The organism is Flavobacterium sp. KH_001, assembly GCF_057840745.1.
The window spans coordinates 4,743,040-4,761,428 of sequence record NZ_CM174520.1; the positions used below are offsets into that span (position 1 = coordinate 4,743,040).

Below are 18,389 nucleotides of genomic sequence, written 5' to 3' on the forward strand. Positions count from 1 at the left end.
CCAACTAATTGTTTAAAGTTGCACTATATTTAAGAATAGTTAAAAAAGAGTTAATCCCTTATCAATTAAATTGAACGATATTCAAAAATTAAACTTTGACATAAAACTTCAAAATCACTTCTGGTTTTGGGGCAGTTACTTTACTCTGAATTTTTTAAGATGGGGAGCGTACTTTAATGATTACCCCTATTCTTTCAAATCGAATTTAGTTGAGTTCTCACTTCATATACCATTAGTTTATTTTAATCTCTTCGTCTTAGTTCCTAGGTATGTACTAAAACAGAAGTATATTACTTATACCTTTTCATTACTGCTAAGTCTTTTTGCTATCTATTTACTCAAGACGGCACTTACCTATTATATTATATCTGAAAATATCTGGCCAGAAGCCAATAGAGAATATCATCCTTTTGAAATTAATCACATTGTAGCCGTTTGCATTGGTGAGTTATATGTCCTGGCAATGGCTTCCTCTGTTTACCTTACCTTAACATGGTTGCGTGAACGTGAAAGAAACAGATCTTTAAGAGAAAATCAGTTTAAGATTAAATTAAAATATCTTGAAAACCAGATTCAACCCCATTTCTTTTTTAATACTTTAAATAATCTATATGCATTATCATTAGAATCTTCTGCGAAGGTTCCGGATGTAATTATCAAATTATCAAATTTGATGGAATACGTTTTGTATGATGTAAAAGGAACCAAATTTGTCCCTTTAATTAAAGAAATCGATTATATTCAAAATTATATCGAAATTGAAAAGTTACGTTTTGAAAATGTGGAAGTTACAATCAATTTAGAATCTAATATTGAAGACATTGTTGTACCGCCTCTTATATACATATCATTGGTCGAAAACGCCTTTAAACATGGAGGTTTAAATAATCGAAACTTAAAAATAAAGATCAATTGTAAAGTTAGCGACAATAAAATGTTAGATTTTGAAATCCTAAATAATTTTGTAATTTCACAAAATCTTAATTCAAAAGGCGGAATTGGATTAACCAATACTAAGAAGAGACTAAAGTTAATTTATAAAAATAATTTCAGTTTAAAACAAACGACAAAATTGAATTACTATATAATCCGTTTGCAAATACCTATTCAAAATGAAGATTAAATGCGTGTTGGTTGATGATGAGCCATTAGCAATCAAAGTCTTGCAAAATTATTTTAATAATTTTACTGATTTTGAGGTTATTGCTACATTCAATAATTCTCTTGAAGCGCTTGATTTTATAAATAGTACAACTGTCGATGCGGTATTTTTGGATATTAATATGCCAATGATGACCGGATTTGAGTTAATTAGTCTGATCGAAAACAAAACCAAAGTAATTATCACAACAGCATTTAGAGAATTTGCTGCTGAAAGTTACGATCTTGATGTTTTAGATTATTTAGTAAAACCTATTCCACTACCACGATTTATAAAGTGCATTAATAAAATCACAACCGAATTTAATCTTAAAAACAATATTAAGGTAGAAACCACAAAAGGTGATTCTCATATTTTTATTAAGGTTGATAAAAAGATGATGAAAATTAATATTGAAGAGATTTTATTTGTTGAAGGAATGAAGGAATATATAAAAATTGTTACTCCTGATAAAACCTATATTACCCACAAATCATTGACTTCATTATCTGAAGAGTTGCCCGCAGATCGCTTCCTTCGAATCCACAAATCCTACGTTATCGCGCTAAACAAGGTTAAATCTATAGAAGGAAACCGCGTGCAGATACAATCTTACACTATTCCGATTGGAAGAAACTACAGTAAGGATGTAAAAACTAAAATACTTGAGTAAAAACACATTTCATTTTTCGTTTTCTAACTTGGTAAAAATTAACACTTTGTTGAAAAAATGGCGTCGTTCGTTTAAATTTAACATTATTTGTGCCTTTTTATTTTTTTTTGATATACTTAACAAATATATTTACGGTCTTCAAAAAACAATAAATTAAAAATTAACCTTATTACAATTATGAGTTCAGAAAATGTGCAAACCAAATGGGGGCAATTTATCTCATTGATAATCGTCTTCTTCTTTTGGGGTTTTGTTGGATCTGCCAACGATATCCTAATTCCGGTATTTAAAAAAGTATTTACTTTATCTCAGGTACAATCACAATTAGTAGCTTGGGCTTTCTACGTTTCTTACTTTGTAGGATCAATAATCTTCTTTTTAGTTTCTTTAAAAGTAGACGTTTTACAAAAATTTGGATATAAAAAAACACTTTCTGCAGGTTTGATTCTTTCTGCAGTAGGATCATTTTTATTTATTCCAGCTGCTACAATGGAAAGTTTCCCTTTCTTCTTAACTGCCTTATTTACTGTTGGTTTAGGATTTTCAATTCAACAAATTGTAGCTAATCCATTAGCCATTAAAATGGGAAGCCCTGCTACAGGAGCACACCGTTTAACATTGGCAGGAGGTATTAACTCTTTCGGAACAACTATCGGAGCTATCTTATTAGGAATTGCTTTATTCGGAATGGGAGATGACAAGAAAACGTCACTTTCATTAGAAGATATTAAATTACCATTTATCATCTTAGGTCTTGCTTTTATAGCTGTGGCTATTTTCATGAACTTCTCTAAAATTGAAGATCCTGCAAAAGAAGAGGAAGAAGTAGTTAAGGTAGCACACGAAAAATTCAACATTTTAGATTACCCACAACTATACTTAGGAATGTTAGGTATCTTTATTTATGTAGGAACTGAGGTAACTATCATTAGTAATTTACCCGCTTTACTACATACTGCAGAATTTGGTAATGTTTTAGAAGATGCAATTGCTCCGTTTATTGCCCTTTATTGGGGAAGTTTAATGATTGGTCGCTGGAATGGTGGAGTAAACGTTTTCAATACATCAAACCTTGTAAATACTGCTCTTAAATTTATTGTTCCTGCTATCGCATTTGGAGTAATTATTGGAGCTAATATTTTCGCCGGACATGATGTTTCTTCATTTTACATCTATCCAATCTGGATTCTACTATTCATAGCTGTAAGTTTTGTGGGAGGTAAAAATGCAGGAAAAACTTTAATGCTTTTTGGTATATCAGGTGTGTTAATGATGTTAATTGGATTGGTTTGTCCAGATCCTTCTATTGCCAAATTCTTCTTTATCTCTGGAGGTTTATTCTTATCTATTATGTGGCCTTCTATATTCGATTTAGCCATTGCAGGATTAGGAAAAAACACTGGAAAAGCGTCTTCATTCTTAATTATGATGATTCTTGGAGGAGGAGTTATTCCTTTAGTTCAGGGAAGCATCTGTGATATCGATCTAACAAGCCCAGAAGGTATTTTCGGGATCACCTGGACACATTTCTCTTATATCGTTCCATTAATAGGTTTTGCATACTTAGGATTCTACGGTTACTACTGTCCTAAAATATTAAAAAGACAAGGAATTAATCACGTTGAAGGTGGTGGTGGAGGTCATTAAAACCTAAAAATAAAAAATCCCAAATTCCAATTTTACCAATTGAGATTTGGGATTTTTTTAGCTTATACAATAAGCCAATTGTATTTTATTTTTCCGTCATAATGTTACTCAAATTCTTTTTAAAAATAGCCTTATTTTGCTCTGATAATGTATAAACCACATCTTTATCAGCATGAACAATAATTTTAGCTATATTGGCTTCTAAAAGCGCTTTAGGATCTTTAATTTTTAACGTACAGGCACCATCAAAGAATCCATCATCTTCAATTGTCTTTTTTGCCTCAATTACAGTTCCATCATTTAAAACAGCTGAAATCGTCATTTCTTTATTCAGCGTTTTAGAATAAAAACCATCCATTACCAACAATAATCGGTAAGAATTTTTCATCTCTGGACCTTTGAACTCGTGGCGTGTGATATTATATCTCAGCCCTTTTGCGAGTGTCTGAAACTTTACCGTACAGTCTAATTCAAAAGTGGCGACATCACCCGCCTCATTTACTGATTTCAAAACCCTCGCTTGTGCATTTACCTGCAAACCAGCTACTAAAAACAAAAACATTACTAGTACTTTTTTCATATGTAGGTTATTTTTAAGAATAAAAATATAAAAAAAATCGCCACCTTTCACAAGAAAGATGGCGATTCTATGTAATGTTTAAATCGTATTACTTATTTCCTTTTTCGAAATCAGCAACAAACTGAGCCAATCCAATATCTGTTAACGGGTGTTTCAACAATCCTGCAATTGCAGAAAGTGGACCTGTCATAACATCAGCACCAATTTTAGCACAGTTGACAATATGCATTGTATGACGTACAGAAGCTGCTAAAATTTGAGTTTCGTATCCGTAATTATCATAAATTAATCTAATCTCTTCGATTAAATTTAGACCATCTGTAGAAATATCATCTAAACGACCAATAAAAGGAGAAACATAAGTTGCTCCGGCTTTTGCAGCTAATAAAGCTTGTCCAGCAGAGAATACAAGTGTTACGTTTGTTTTGATTCCTTTATCTGAAAAATATTTCGCAGCCATTACACCTTCTTTTGTCATAGGTAATTTCACTACGATTTGGTCGTGCAATTCAGCTAATTCTTCACCTTCTTTGATCATTCCATCATAATCCAACGCATTTACTTCAGCACTTACATCACCTTCTACAAGATTACAAATATCAACATAATGCTTCAAAATGTTGTTTTTTCCGGTAATTCCTTCTTTTGCCATCAATGATGGATTTGTTGTTACACCATCTAAAACACCTAATGCTTGTGCTTCTTTAATTTGAGCTAAATTAGCCGTATCAATAAAAAATTTCATAATTATATCTATTTAATTGTGTTCATAATTTGGGCGTGCCCCAAGGGCTTTCGGCTATATCTTTTGCTCCGTTTCACTTCACAAAAGGATAACGCCTCAAATATATTCACTGAACTCCTATAACCAATAAAAGTTAAGTGAAGTAATCCCTCACGCAAAATCGGTGCAAAATTACAACTAATAATTATTTTGAAGCCTCCTTTTGATTTAATTGTTTTAATTCATCTCGAATTTCTTCAAGAACCCTTAAAGTATCTTCTTTATAAACTTCAGAATTATTGATTTTATCACTGATTGAACTTAATATTCTACGAATTACAAACCAAATAACAACAAGAACTAAAATACCAAAAAGAGGAGCCAGAAATTCTTTAATACTATCCATACTATTATAATTTATAATGGTTCATTAGCATCTTCTCATAAACTTTATCTGGAAGAACACGTTTTAACACAATCGAAAATTTCTGCATAAAGGCACCAACTTTATAATGTCCTTTTGGATTTTTCTCCTGCATAATCTTAAAAATCGCCTCGGCCATTTCATTAGGATTACTTCCTGCATCGACATGCTCATTCATCGTTGCAAGAGTTTCTCCATAAACTTTTTCATAAGCAGATCCCTGAACAACCGGTGCATGATAACGCCCTGAAGCAATATTGGTAGCGAAATCGCCTGGCGCAACATTCGTAATTTCAATTCCAAAAGACTTTACCTCCATTCGTAAAGCTTCAGTAATTAATTCTAAAGCTCCTTTTGAGGCAGAATAAATACTTCTGTAAGGCAATCCCATATAACCCGCAATTGACGTGATATTAATAATCAAACCCGATTTTTGTACACGCATTTGCGGCAAAACAGCTTTCATTACTTCAATTGGCCCAAAAAAATTAGTCTCAAAATTGTTTTTGATTTCTTCCATCGGAATTTCTTCTAATGGACCTGTAATTCCAACACCTGCATTATTAATTACAACATCTAATCGTCCGGAAACTTCAATAATCTTTGCAACAGTAGAATGAATCGATTCTGTATTACGAACATCTAAAGTCAATAATGGAAAAATAGAATTAAGAACTTTTTCAGGATTTCTGCTCGTTCCGTAAACAACGAAACCTTTTTTATGTAAAAATTCTCCAATAGATTTTCCAATCCCTGAGGATCCTCCGGTAATTAAAACGACTTTACTCATTTGCTGGTTAGATGTTAAATGTTATAGGTGAAATGTGATGTATCATAGATAGAAATTAATGCAATAGTTAAAAACATTTTACCTCTAACATATAACTTCTCACTCTACGAAAGGTCCAAAAATAAAAAAATCCTCCCGAAGGAAGACTACTTTTGTTTTAAATCTAAAAAATAAAAAATGGCAAGCGACCTACATCGCACCGCTCAACCACGTACCCTTGCTATGTTCCCATCCTGGGGGAGTCTGCAGGAGCTGGTCGTGTAGGACTTGCCGGTGCAAATATACAATCTTTTTATATTTTTGCAAGAGCTTTGTTGCTATAAAAATATCGTCGTATATTGGCTTATTCAAATTTTTAACTATGAAAAAATATAACTTCCTAACTGTCATTTTATTAGGAATCACATTAATTGGATGTGGAGATAAAAATAAAAGTGAAAATTCTTTTTTTACTATTGATGATTCTGCTTTTCCAGCACATTTCCTTCCTCAGGAAGCTGTTTCGATCGCAGTTTTAAATCCAAATGCAAAGGAAATTGACAGCATTGCTTACTTCGTTAACGACAAAAAAGTTGGAAGTACTAAAGGTGCAGAAAAATTCAAATTTGAATTAAAAGACCAAAAATTAGGGTATCAATATCTAAAAGCGACTGTCTTTTTTGATGGAGATTTTTCTGATGCAACAAAAAGAATTGAGGTCGTTTCTAATGTTGAACCTAAATTATTAAGCTTTAAAATCGTTAATACCTATCCTCATGATAAAAAATCTTTTACCGAAGGTTTAGAATTCTACAAAGACACATTATATGAAAGTACCGGAGAAAAAGGAAATTCGTTTTTAAGAAAATACGATTACAAAACAGGCAAAACTTTTAAACAAATAAACCTTGAACCAAAATATTTCGGCGAAGGAATTACTTTTATCAACGGCGAATTGTTTCAGTTAACCTGGCAGGAAAAAACAGGTTTTATTTATGACGCTAATACTTTAAAACTTAAAAAAACCTTTACTTACGAAAAAGAGATCGAAGGATGGGGAATGACAAATGATGGTAAATTTATTTATCAATCAGACGGTACAGAGAAAATCTGGAAAATGGATCCTACAACACAAAAAATGGTCGATTATATCAATGTTTATTCAGGAACTTCAAAAATAAAAGCAGTAAACGAATTAGAATTAATCAACGGAAAATTTTATGTGAATGTATTTCAAAAAGATGCAATTGCTATAGTAGACCCAAAGAATGGCGCTGTTGAAGGAATTTTAAACATGTCAAGTTTGCGTAAATTAATGACCGATATTGATTCTGGTGATGTTGTAAACGGAATTGCTTACAATCCAAAAACTAAAACCATTTTTGTAACCGGTAAAAACTGGAGCAAAATGTTTGAAATTACAGTTTCAGAATAAATTAAAATAAACTCCAATATTTTAAATTCCAAATTCCAATTTTAAATACAAATTTCACAGATTTCACGAATTGTTAAGTGCTAATTTGTGAAATTTGTGTTTTATAACAATATCAATATATGACTACTTTAATTACCAATATAAAAGAACTGCTTCAGGTTCGTGAAACTTCAATTTCTAAGGTTTCAGGAGCCGAAATGGCAATTCTCCCAACTATCAAAAATGCTTTTTTAATTTTAAAAGATAATCTTATTGAAGATTTTGGATCGATGGACAATCTACCCGAAATTCAAGTAGATAAAATTATTAATGCAACAGGGCGAATTATTTTACCTTCCTGGTGCGACAGTCATACGCATATTGTGTATGCAGGAAATCGCGAACAGGAATTTGTCGACAGAATAAACGGTTTTACTTATGAAGAAATCGCCAATCGCGGTGGTGGAATTTTAAACTCGGCCAAAAAACTCAATGAAACTTCTGAAGAAGAAATTTATGAGCAATCCAAACTTCGATTAGAAGAAGTTATGCATTTAGGAACCGGAGCTGTTGAGATAAAATCAGGTTACGGACTTACTGTTGAAGGAGAATTAAAAATGCTGCGCGTTATTAAAAAACTGGCAGAAAATTATCCCATTGCTATAAAGGCTACTTTTCTGGGCGCTCATGCTTTCCCTCTGCACTATAAAGAAAATAAACAAGGTTATATTGATGAAATTATAACAAAAATGCTTCCTGAAATCGCTCAAAACAAACTAGCTGATTATATTGATGTTTTTTGTGAAACAGGTTATTTTTCTGTTGAAGAAACGGAAAAAATTATAGAAGCCGGAATTCAATTCGGTTTAAAACCAAAAATTCACGTGAATCAATTCAATTCGATCGGAGGAATTCAGTCTGGAATTAAATTTAAAGCCCTTTCTGTCGATCATCTCGAAATTATGAACCCGGAAGATATTGAAGCCTTAAAAAATACTGAAACAATGCCTGTTGCTTTACCGTCTTGTTCTTATTTTTTAAGTATTCCGTACACACCTGCCCGTGAAATGATAAAAGCAGGTTTACCTATTGCTTTAGCAACAGATTTCAACCCTGGCTCTACTCCATCAGGAAATATGAATTTTGTTGTTGCAACGGCTTGTATTAAAATGAAAATGACTCCTGAAGAAGCCATTAATGCAGCCACTATAAACGGAGCTTACGCAATGGGACTTTCTGAAACCCACGGCAGTATTACAAAAGGCAAAAAGGCCAATTTAATCGTGACAAAACCCATTTCATCTTACTACCAAATTCCATATGCTTTTGGCAGTAATTTAATTGAAAGTGTTTTTCTGGAAGGAAAGATTTTAAATTAAAAAAATGCAATAAAAAAAGGTCTGTAAAAAACTTCACAGACCTTTAATATTTTAGTGGTATTATTATCCCTCCGGACGTCTTATCTTAAAGAGAAACTAGTTTTAGAAACCAATTCATCATTATCAAAAACATTGATAAAGTAAGTTCCTTTTTCGAAATCTTTACCAATTAAGTCTTCAGAAACCTGTACTGTTTTATTTTCATATTTTACAGTAGTCTTAAAACTATAAGTTAAAGTATTGTCTCCAAAAGTTTCAGTCTTTTTATCTCCTAAAACATTGTTTTTACTATCGATAACTTGTACATAATACGTTTTATCTCCAGATTTAGCGATTGAATTTTCAGCAATTGTAAAACTAACTTTTAAAACGTCTGCACGGCTTGCTTTATCTGTTTCAACTTGTTTACCAGAACCTTTTACTTTGTAAGCAATAGTTTTAGTGTTTAAAACTGATAATTTAGAACCTTTTTCAACTGTTTTAGCTAGTTCTTCGTTTTGACCAACTAATACTTCGTTATACTTTTTAGACTCACCTAAAACTACAATAGTACTATCTCTTTGAACTGTCAAAACACCATTTTGTTTTTTCAATTCGTCGTTTTCAGCAACTAAAGTTTTCATTTTACCTTGCATTGCCTGAACCTGAGATCTGTATTTAGACACATCTCCTTTAGATTTATTCAAATCGTCCATCAACGCTACTACTTTATCTCTTTCCTGAATTAACTCATCAGACATTGATGTGTTTTCAGCGATAGCAGCATCATACGTTGCTTTCAATTCTTGCAAATCTTTCATAACAGATTCTTTCTCCGTCATGGTGGTTGTAAGTTCTGTCTTAACTACTTCAGTATCAGAAGACAATTTAAAAATATACACTAAGCTACCAATAAGTAGGACTGCTAAAACTGCGATTACCGCTTTTAGACTTGAGTTGTTGTTCTTTGGGTTTTCCATATTTAAATAATTTTCTTTAAAACAAATTTAAGAATTAATATATCCTAATAACGTAAGTTAATACAATTATATTATTTTTGGACAATAATTTTTTTTTATGGAGAAATTAATTCCTTTTACTGTTAATGATTTAGCAAAAGTCACAAATCACCGAAGTGGCGAAATAAAGTTTGGAGAGAAGATGATTGTTGTCCCGAAAGGTGCTGACAAGATTGCTTTTCTAAAAGAAAGTGAGGCTAAATACGTGCTTTTGGGAATTCCTGAAGATATTGGCGTGCGTGCAAATTACGGTAGACCCGGAGCAGCATCTGCATGGCAATGTGCTATAAAAAGTATAGCTAATATTCAGCATAATCGTTTTTGCAAAGGCAGCCAAATTATTGTTTTGGGACAAATAAATGTTGCAGAAGAAATGCGTGATGTTGAAAATCTAGATTTTAATGACATTGACGACCGATCTAAATTAAGTCAGTTAGTAGAAAAAATTGATAAAGAAGTTTCTCATATTATTTTCACTATTATAAAAGCAGGAAAAACACCAATCATTATTGGCGGAGGACATAATAATGCTTACGGGAATATAAAAGGTTCGGCTTTAGCCAAAGGAAAACCAATAAATGCCATTAATTTTGACGCCCATTCTGATTTCCGAATTTTAGAAGGACGCCATAGCGGAAATGGTTTTTCATATGCTTATGAAGAAGGTTTCCTTAAAAAATATTTCATATTTGGACTGCATGAAAACTATACTTCAAAAAGCGTTCTTGATATTATTAAAAAATTAGAAGATCGTGTTCGATATAATACATACGACAGCGTAAACATTCGAAAAGAAAAGGAATTCAACAAAGAAATGATCATGGCTTTAGATTTTATAAAAAATGATTCTTTCGGTATCGAAATTGATTTGGATGCCATACCAAATATCGCCAGTAGCGCTATGACTATAAGTGGTTTTTCTGTAGAAGAATTAAGACAGTTTGTATCCTTCTTTGGACAACATAAAAATGCTACTTATTTACATATTTGTGAAGGTGCTCCGGATTTAGCTGATTCTCCAAACAACAATTTAATAGGAAAATTAATTGGCTATCTGGTAACCGATTTCATCAAGGCCAACAACGAAAAAATCTAATCTAAACTAAAATTTTAATTAGTCGTAATTAGTGAATTTCCTAAATAAACCCCAATTCAAATAAACGATTGGCCGAATAAACCTATCTTTGCACAGAATTTTAGTACTTTAAACTAAAATCTTAATACCTAAGATATGTTATTCGAAGATTTATCACTTTCAAAAAGTATACAAAAAGCCGTATTTGAAGAAGGCTACCTAAACCCCACACCTATTCAGGAACAATCTATTCCGATCGTTTTATCGGGAAGAGATTTAATTGGTTGTGCACAAACAGGTACAGGAAAAACAGCGGCATTTGCTATTCCAATTATACATCAGTTACACCGAATTGTAGGCTCATCAAAAAAAGCAAAACAAATTCGTGCTCTTATAGTTACACCAACGCGTGAATTAGCGGTTCAAATTGGACAAAGTTTTGATACTTATGCCAAATACACCAACCTAACTCAATTGACTATTTTTGGTGGAGTTTCTCAAAATCCTCAGGTTGACACTTTAAAAAATGGTGTTGACATTCTGGTAGCAACACCAGGAAGATTATTAGACTTACAGAAACAAGGATTTCTTGATTTAGACCATTTACATACATTGGTTCTGGATGAAGCCGATCAAATGTTGGATATGGGTTTTATAAACGATGTAAAAAAAATCGTAAAATTAACACCTAAAAACCGTCAGACTTTATTATTTTCTGCAACAATGCCAATTGCGATTCGTGAACTGGCAGAAATGTTTCTTCAGGATCCTGCAAAAGTAGAAGTTTCTCCTGTTTCATCAACTGCTGAAACTGTAGAGCAACGTGTTTATTTTGTTGAAAAAACAGAGAAAAGAAATTTATTATATCATTTAATAAAAAACGAAGAGTTATCAAATGTATTGGTTTTTTCAAGAACCAAACACGGCGCAGATAATGTTGTAAAAGCACTTCGTAAAAAAGATATTCCAGCTGAAGCCATTCACGGTGATAAATCGCAAAATGCGAGACAACGTGTCTTGGATGCATTTAAAAACAAAGAAGTTGGCGTTTTAGTTGCGACAGATATTGCGGCTAGAGGAATCGATATTGATCAATTACCTTATGTAATCAACTTTGATTTACCTAATATTCCTGAGACGTACGTTCACCGAATTGGTAGAACCGGACGTGCAGGAAACGGTGGAATTGCTATTTCATTTTGTGGTAAAGATGAAGAACCTTATTGGAAGGACATTCAAAAACTAATAAAAGTAGACGTAAAAACAATTACTGACCATCCTTACCCATGGCATTCAGGAAGTCCGGAGGCAACGGCTGAAAAACCTAAAAATTCAAACCGAAGTGGCGGAGCTCATAAATCAAGAAAGTCAAATGCTTCTAAGCAAAACAAAAAACGTTGGTATTAACCAACGTTTTTTGCTTCTTTTATTAAGTAACTGATAATCTTAAATAGTTTAATTGGTTCAAACGGTTTCACTATAATATCGTTTATTCCTGACGAAATCGACTCATCTGTTATTTCATCTTTATCAAAAGCAGTCAAAGCCACAATCGGTGTTGTTATTCCCTTTAAACGAATTCTTTTAGAAGTTTCAAATCCATTCATCAATGGCATATTAATATCCATTAAAATTAGATCAAAATCTTCTTTCTCAATAATATCCAACGCGCCAAAACCATCATCAACTACTTTGCATACATAATTATTTTTCTCGATAATCTTCTTTGTAACCAACTGATTAATCAGATTATCTTCGACAATTAAGATTTTATAAACCTCGCTGGATGTTAAATCTACTTCTATTTCATCAATAATTTTTTTCGTTTTTTGAGGATCATGTTCAAACGGAATTACAAACGAAAATGAAGTTCCTTCACCAATATTACTTTCCAGATTAATTTTACTGCCAAACAATCCTAAAAGTCGTTTTACGATACTCAAACCTAATCCGGTTCCTTGATAATCCTCCTCTTTTCTTCCGACCTGAACAAATTTCTCAAAAATTTTGTTCTGATCAACAACTGCAATTCCAACACCATTATCTTTTATATGAAACTCTAAAAAATAAAATTTCTCTTCTATTTTATTCAAATTAACAATAATTTCTACTTCTCCGTCTTTTGTAAATTTCAATGCATTGCTAACCAGATTCATTAAAATCTGTGCTAATCTTAATTTATCGCCAATCAGGTATTCAGGAATGCACGGATCAATACAAACCTTGATCTTATTATTGTTTTTTTGGGAAAGAAAAGAAAGTGAATTTTTAATCATTGTAATTTCATCTGAGATATTGAATGTCAGATTTTCAAGAATAACTTTATTTTCTTCAATTTTATTAATCTGCAAAATATCATTTACCAAAGAAAGAAGGTATCGTGCAGAAAACTTTAAGGAACTTAAATGTTGACTTTGTGCCAATTCTTTATGCTCCTCAAGCAGCATATTTGTTATACCCACAACACCATACAAGGGAGTACGCAATTCATGGCTTATAGTCGAAATAAATTGTGTTTTAAGGAGAGAAGCTTCCTCAGCAATTTCTTTTGCTTCTAAAAGCTCTAAATTATGCTTCTTTTTAAATCTGATATTCTTTATCAATGTAATTATCAAAAAAAGAAGAATAAGAGAAATAAGAACAAAGAGAATTACAATTATTCTGGATTTTTTTAGACTTTGTGATTGTGAAATTTTTTCATTTTCAATTTTATCAATTTGCCTTTTGTATTCATCCAATTCCAAGTTAAAACCAGCAATAGAGGCTTTTTCCAGTTTCTGCTGATTGTATAATGCTTCTGTAATTTTATTGTATGAAGCCAGATTTTCATAAGCTTCTTTATATCTTTTCTTTCTGGTTAAAAATTTTGAATATTCTAAATGTGCGAAAGATAAATCTGACTGCTCCTCACTGTCTTGTCCCGCATGAATTGCACTTAAGAAATAAGCATTTGCCGTATCATCTTCATTGGAGTAACTTGCATACATTCCGTTAAGCATGTTTACAACAATCTCGGTGGTTTTATCACCATATTTTTCAGTATTGTTCCCAACAAATCTTAAATAGGGGTAACCTTCCTTGAATTTCCCAATATCAAAATAGGCCCAGGCAATATTTACATTCGTAAAGTAAATTTGATTCAAGTCATTAATCTTTAAACCGTACGCTATCGATTTTTTATAATAACTAATTCCTTTATCGAATTGCTTTTTTTCAAAACAATACATATTCCCCAAGTTATTATAGAGATTGTATTTTATAGAATCATTATCTGTTTTATTGGCATAATACAAACTTTTTTTATAGAAGAAAATAGCTTTGTCAACTTCTGACAATTCATTGTAATTAGCAGCAATGATATTATAAGAGCGGGAAATTAAAGAATAATTTTTAGCGCTTGTTGCAGAATTTAACGCAACTCGGGATATAATTAATGATTTTTCAAAGTTTGATTCCCGGAATTTAACTAATGCTTCTTTTACAAGCTTATCTGCTTTAACTGAAGCTTCAGTATTAGTTTGTGCTATTAATTTTAATGAAACAATATTCAGTAATAAAGACAGCGCTAAAAATATTCGAAATCTAAACATAGTTAATATATTGCTCTCAAATATACATTATTAAGCTATAAAAAAAGACCTTAATTTTTACAAAATTATTCACGCGCAAAATATGGTAAATTTAGTTTGCTTGTTTTTTTTTTAAGATTAACATCTTAAAAAAAGTAAGACCGTAAAATATTTATCAAATTGACCAGACTCAAGCAACAAACCTATATAACAAGAATTACATTAAAAAATAATATCTTTTTTAACATGATAATTGAAATAAAGTTATATTTTTAACACATATTTACAGACACAAGCCCCAAGTGTCTTATCAAGATTGGTGCATTTAAAATTTAAACTATGTTAGAAAAATTTTTAAAATCTGAAGGATCTGAAAAATTAACAAAAGCACAATTGAAAACTGTTCATGGAGGTGATACGTCTACTGAACCAGAAACGGAAGAAGGAAGAAAAGGAAAAGTAGCATAATTTTATGCAATAAAATTAAAGCCGTAACAACGAAAGTTATTACGGCTTTTTTTTATGTAATTACAGAAAAAATCAATTCTCTTCTAATATATTTAATTTCTCTTCCTTATTATTTTCCCATTGCCCAACAACAGAAGTTGCAAGAGCATTTCCTAGTACATTGGTAGCACTTCTAAACATATCACAAAAGTGATCAATCGGCAAAATTAATGCAATTCCTTCAACCGGAATATCAAACATACCACACGTTGCCGCAACTACTACTAAACTAGCTCTTGGCACACCTGCAATTCCCTTACTGGTTAACATTAAAACCAAAAGCATTACCATTTGAGTTCCTAAATCTAAATGAACGCCATAAAATTGGGCAATAAAAATACTGGCGAAAGTCATATACATCATACTCCCGTCCAAATTGAACGAATACCCAAGCGGTAACATAAAAGATACTACTTTGTCTTTTACACCAAATTGCTCTAATTCCTCCGTTAATTTTGGAAAAACAGCTTCACTACTTGTTGTTCCAAAAGCGATTGCCAATGGACCTACAATACGTTTTAATAACTCGGTCATTCTTCCTTTCAAGAAGATGTATCCAATTGCAATTAAAAGAACCCATAATGTGCTTATTCCGATTAAAAAGGATCCAAAGAATTTAAAATAAGTAAGCACTAACTCTTCTGCATCTCTAATGGCAAAAACTCCCGCAATGGCTCCAAAAACTCCAATTGGAGCGAAGTTCATTACATAATTCACCATTCTTAATACAATATGAGAAGCTTTATCTAAAGCATTTATTACTGGTTTTACAGTACTTCCTAAGGAAGCTGCAGCCAATCCAAAAAAGATAGAAAATATTACAATTTGCAAAATCTCATTTGTTGCCATTGCTTCGAAAAGACTTTTAGGCACGATGTGCTCCACAAAATTCTCAACAGAAAGTATTTTAGTTTTACCAGTCACTTCTGATGCAGCCGCCATATCAACATGATCAAGTTTTAAGCCTACTCCCGGTTGCAAAACATTCACATAAAACAACCCAATTAAAAGTGAAATAAAGGATGCTGTAAAAAACCATGCTAGTGCTTTTCCTCCAATTCTTCCAACCGTTTTAATATCACCTAATTTTGCAATTCCCACTACTAAAGTGGTGAATACTAAAGGGGAAATAATCATTTGCACTAAACGAATAAAAATGGTTGCCAACATTTTTATTTTATTACTAAACGATTGTGCAGCTTCAGGCGAAATATAATTGTGCAATATAATTCCTAAAGTTGCTCCAAGAACCATAGCAATTATAATCTGCCCTGTTAATCCTGAAAGAAATGATTTTTTTTTGGTTTCTGTAACTTGCTGTTGCATTAATCTGTTTGTTTTAAATTAAAATATTAAGACCCTCACTGTCTTAACTTTTATTAATATGTTTTGTTGATAAGGTAAAAATCAGCCAAAACAATCGCTGCCATTGCTTCAACAATTGGCACTGCTCGAGGTACTACACAAGGATCATGACGGCCTTTACCGGTCATTGGTATAATATTCCCTTTATTATCTAATGAATCTTGCGTCTGCATGATAGTCGCAACAGGTTTGAAAGCTACTCTAAAGTAGATATCCATTCCGTTACTTATTCCACCCTGAATTCCACCTGAAAGATTTGTTTTTGTAGTTCCGTCTGGATTATATAAGTCATTATGTTCGCTTCCTTTCATCTCAGATCCTGAAAATCCACTTCCATATTCAAAACCTTTTACCGCATTAATAGAAAGCATTGCTTTTCCTAGTTCAGCATGTAATTTATCAAAAACAGGTTCTCCTAAACCAACCGGTACATTTTGAATAACACATGAAACAACTCCTCCAACAGTATCTCCTTGTTTACGGATATCGCGAATATATTCTTCCATAATCGCAGCCGATTTTTCATCAGGACAACGAACCGGATTGCTTTCAATTTTTGAAAAATCTAATTCCTGATAAGGAGTATCCAAATGAATTGGACCAACAGAAGAAACGTAAGCATTAATTTTAATTTCAGGTAACATTTGTTTTGCAATAGCGCCCGCTACTACTCTACTTGCAGTTTCACGTGCAGAACTTCTTCCGCCACCGCGATAGTCACGAAAACCGTACTTTTGATCATACACATAATCAGCGTGGCTTGGCCTGTAATTATCTTTTATATGAGAGTAATCGTCTGATTTTTGATTGGTATTCGGGATAATAAAACCAATTGGAGTTCCCGTTGTTTTACCTTCAAAAATTCCAGATAAAAACTGAACTGCATCTGGTTCTTTTCTTTGGGTTACAATTGCTGATTGTCCCGGTTTTCTTCGAGACATTTCAACCTCAATTGCTTCTAAGTCAAGTTCAATTCCTGATGGACATCCATCTATAATTCCACCTAAAGCTTCACCATGAGATTCTCCAAATGTTGTAACTTTATATAGGGTGCCGTAGCTATTTCCTGCCATTGTAATTTGTTTTGAGCAAATGTAAGTTTTATGAATTAAATTAAAAAATTTAAAGTTGGTATTATTAAGTAAAGACTAAGTTGGATAAAAATCATAATTTATTAAAATTGAAGCCAAATTGGTAACCATTTGATAAAATGAAACTGACTCAAGTTTCTTTTATTTGCTAAACTTCAAATCAGGAAAAATTGAAAAAAAGAAATGTCGAGTTAGTTGTCCTTTCAGATGTTCACTTAGGAACTTACGGAAGCCACGCCAAAGAATTAAACAACTATTTATCAAGCATTAAACCAAAAACTTTAGTCTTAAACGGCGACATTATTGATGCCTGGCAATTTAGAAAATCTTATTTTCCTAAAGCACATTTAAGAGTTATTCAACGTATTATTGGAATGGCTTCTAAAGGCACAAAAGTGTATTACATTACTGGAAATCACGATGAAATTCTTCGCAAATTCAGCGACATGAACATGGGGAATTTTGCACTCCTTGATAAATTAGTTTTAGATTTGGACGGTAAAAAAGCCTGGATTTTTCATGGAGATGTTTTTGATGCCTCAGTACAACACTCCAAATGGATTGCAAAATTAGGTGGCCTGGGCTATGACTATCTAATCCTAAGCAATCGTTTTGCAAACTGGTGCCTGACTAAACTAGGCCGAGAACCTTATTCGTTTTCTAAAAAAATAAAAGCAAGCGTAAAAAAAGCAGTAAAATTCATTTCTGATTTCGAAACTACTGCAACTGATTTAGCAATCGAAAAAAATTACGATTATGTAATTTGCGGACACATTCATGAACCAAAAATTACTACTATAGAAAACAAACACGGATCTACTTTATACTTAAACTCAGGAGATTGGGTTGAAAACCTAACTGCATTGGAATATCATAAAAAACGCTGGAAATTATTTTCATATGCCGAATCTAACCTGACTGAAGAAGAAGAAAATTTATTCGAAATGGAAGATATTTTAACTTCACAATTAATCACTTCAATGATCGTTAAAAAGTAAGACATTATATACAAACAAATTTGCCACATGTCCAA

17 protein-coding genes and 1 other RNA gene are annotated in these 18,389 nt (G+C 32.2%); 9 read left to right on the plus strand and 9 right to left on the minus strand.

The features are described from left to right. Nucleotides 1-70 precede the first annotated feature (70 nt). The 3 genes from AC3ITQ_RS20085 to AC3ITQ_RS20095 all read left to right on the plus strand — a co-directional run bounded on the left by AC3ITQ_RS20085 (nt 71) and on the right by AC3ITQ_RS20095 (nt 3,461). Nucleotides 71-1,123: a sensor histidine kinase gene (locus AC3ITQ_RS20085; RefSeq protein ID WP_489235891.1), complete on the plus strand. Its 1,053-nt coding sequence runs from the start codon at nt 71-73 to the stop codon at nt 1,121-1,123. After that, nucleotides 1,113-1,814, plus strand: a complete 702-nt coding sequence (locus AC3ITQ_RS20090) for a LytR/AlgR family response regulator transcription factor (RefSeq protein WP_489235892.1) — start codon at nt 1,113-1,115, stop codon at nt 1,812-1,814. Before AC3ITQ_RS20085 ends, AC3ITQ_RS20090 begins: the two co-directional genes overlap by 11 nt. Nucleotides 1,815-1,991: 177 nt before the next feature. After that, complete coding sequence (locus AC3ITQ_RS20095; RefSeq protein WP_489235893.1) at nt 1,992-3,461, plus strand: MFS transporter; 1,470 nt, start codon at nt 1,992-1,994, stop codon at nt 3,459-3,461. An 85-nt stretch (nt 3,462-3,546) separates the two neighbouring features. Here AC3ITQ_RS20095 and AC3ITQ_RS20100 read toward each other — a convergent pair whose 3' ends face one another. The 5 genes from AC3ITQ_RS20100 to ffs all read right to left on the minus strand — a co-directional run bounded on the left by AC3ITQ_RS20100 (nt 3,547) and on the right by ffs (nt 6,252). Then, the gene (locus AC3ITQ_RS20100; protein ID WP_489235894.1) at nt 3,547-4,041 is read right to left on the minus strand and encodes a hypothetical protein; all 495 of its coding nucleotides are present in this window, start codon (nt 4,039-4,041) and stop codon (nt 3,547-3,549) included. 88 nt (nt 4,042-4,129) lie between these two features. Then, nucleotides 4,130-4,786 carry a fructose-6-phosphate aldolase gene (gene fsa / locus AC3ITQ_RS20105; RefSeq protein ID WP_029273133.1) on the minus strand — a complete coding sequence of 219 codons (657 nt, stop codon included), beginning with the start codon at nt 4,784-4,786 and terminating at the stop codon, nt 4,130-4,132. Nucleotides 4,787-4,970: 184 nt separating this feature from the next. Continuing rightward, nucleotides 4,971-5,171: a hypothetical protein gene (locus AC3ITQ_RS20110; protein WP_489235895.1), complete on the minus strand. Its 201-nt coding sequence runs from the start codon at nt 5,169-5,171 to the stop codon at nt 4,971-4,973. Nucleotides 5,172-5,175: 4 nt separating this feature from the next. Continuing rightward, complete coding sequence (locus AC3ITQ_RS20115) at nt 5,176-5,979, minus strand: SDR family oxidoreductase (protein ID WP_489235896.1); 804 nt, start codon at nt 5,977-5,979, stop codon at nt 5,176-5,178. A 175-nt stretch (nt 5,980-6,154) separates the two neighbouring features. Next, an RNA gene (gene ffs / locus AC3ITQ_RS20120) (signal recognition particle sRNA small type) lies at nt 6,155-6,252 on the minus strand. An 88-nt stretch (nt 6,253-6,340) separates the two neighbouring features. Between ffs and AC3ITQ_RS20125 the strand changes: the two genes are divergently transcribed. Together AC3ITQ_RS20125 and hutI are read left to right on the plus strand one after the other, a co-directional pair. Continuing rightward, the gene (locus tag AC3ITQ_RS20125) at nt 6,341-7,393 is read left to right on the plus strand and encodes a glutaminyl-peptide cyclotransferase (protein WP_489235897.1); all 1,053 of its coding nucleotides are present in this window, start codon (nt 6,341-6,343) and stop codon (nt 7,391-7,393) included. A gap of 119 nt (nt 7,394-7,512) precedes the next feature. Then, complete coding sequence (hutI, locus tag AC3ITQ_RS20130) at nt 7,513-8,751, plus strand: imidazolonepropionase (RefSeq protein ID WP_489235898.1); 1,239 nt, start codon at nt 7,513-7,515, stop codon at nt 8,749-8,751. Nucleotides 8,752-8,831: 80 nt separating this feature from the next. Here the strand turns inward: hutI and AC3ITQ_RS20135 are convergent, their stop codons facing one another. Further along, nucleotides 8,832-9,710 (minus strand): hypothetical protein, encoded by an 879-nt coding sequence (locus AC3ITQ_RS20135; protein WP_072972025.1) that lies wholly within the window; start codon nt 9,708-9,710, stop codon nt 8,832-8,834. A 97-nt stretch (nt 9,711-9,807) separates the two neighbouring features. Here AC3ITQ_RS20135 and AC3ITQ_RS20140 point away from each other — a divergent pair, with 97 nt between their 5' ends. Continuing rightward, a complete protein-coding gene (locus tag AC3ITQ_RS20140) occupies nt 9,808-10,845 on the plus strand; it encodes a formimidoylglutamase (RefSeq protein ID WP_489235899.1) in 1,038 nt (345 codons plus the stop codon). A gap of 135 nt (nt 10,846-10,980) precedes the next feature. Next, nucleotides 10,981-12,231: a DEAD/DEAH box helicase gene (locus tag AC3ITQ_RS20145; protein ID WP_026984469.1), complete on the plus strand. Its 1,251-nt coding sequence runs from the start codon at nt 10,981-10,983 to the stop codon at nt 12,229-12,231. Here AC3ITQ_RS20145 and AC3ITQ_RS20150 read toward each other — a convergent pair. Further along, complete coding sequence (locus tag AC3ITQ_RS20150) at nt 12,228-14,414, minus strand: response regulator (protein WP_489235900.1); 2,187 nt, start codon at nt 14,412-14,414, stop codon at nt 12,228-12,230. The two genes, AC3ITQ_RS20145 and AC3ITQ_RS20150, sit on opposite strands and share 4 nt — an antisense overlap. Before the next feature lie 318 nt (nt 14,415-14,732). Between AC3ITQ_RS20150 and AC3ITQ_RS20155 the strand changes: the two genes are divergently transcribed. After that, nucleotides 14,733-14,861 carry a hypothetical protein gene (locus tag AC3ITQ_RS20155; RefSeq protein ID WP_489235901.1) on the plus strand — a complete coding sequence of 43 codons (129 nt, stop codon included), beginning with the start codon at nt 14,733-14,735 and terminating at the stop codon, nt 14,859-14,861. Nucleotides 14,862-14,933: 72 nt separating this feature from the next. Here AC3ITQ_RS20155 and AC3ITQ_RS20160 read toward each other — a convergent pair whose 3' ends face one another. Together AC3ITQ_RS20160 and aroC are read right to left on the minus strand one after the other, a co-directional pair. Beyond that, nucleotides 14,934-16,226: a dicarboxylate/amino acid:cation symporter gene (locus AC3ITQ_RS20160; protein WP_489235902.1), complete on the minus strand. Its 1,293-nt coding sequence runs from the start codon at nt 16,224-16,226 to the stop codon at nt 14,934-14,936. 53 nt (nt 16,227-16,279) lie between these two features. Beyond that, nucleotides 16,280-17,338, minus strand: a complete 1,059-nt coding sequence (gene aroC, locus AC3ITQ_RS20165) for a chorismate synthase (protein WP_489235903.1) — start codon at nt 17,336-17,338, stop codon at nt 16,280-16,282. 188 nt (nt 17,339-17,526) lie between these two features. Between aroC and AC3ITQ_RS20170 the strand changes: the two genes are divergently transcribed. Beyond that, nucleotides 17,527-18,354 (plus strand): UDP-2,3-diacylglucosamine diphosphatase, encoded by an 828-nt coding sequence (locus AC3ITQ_RS20170; protein ID WP_489235904.1) that lies wholly within the window; start codon nt 17,527-17,529, stop codon nt 18,352-18,354. Nucleotides 18,355-18,389 lie beyond the last annotated feature (35 nt).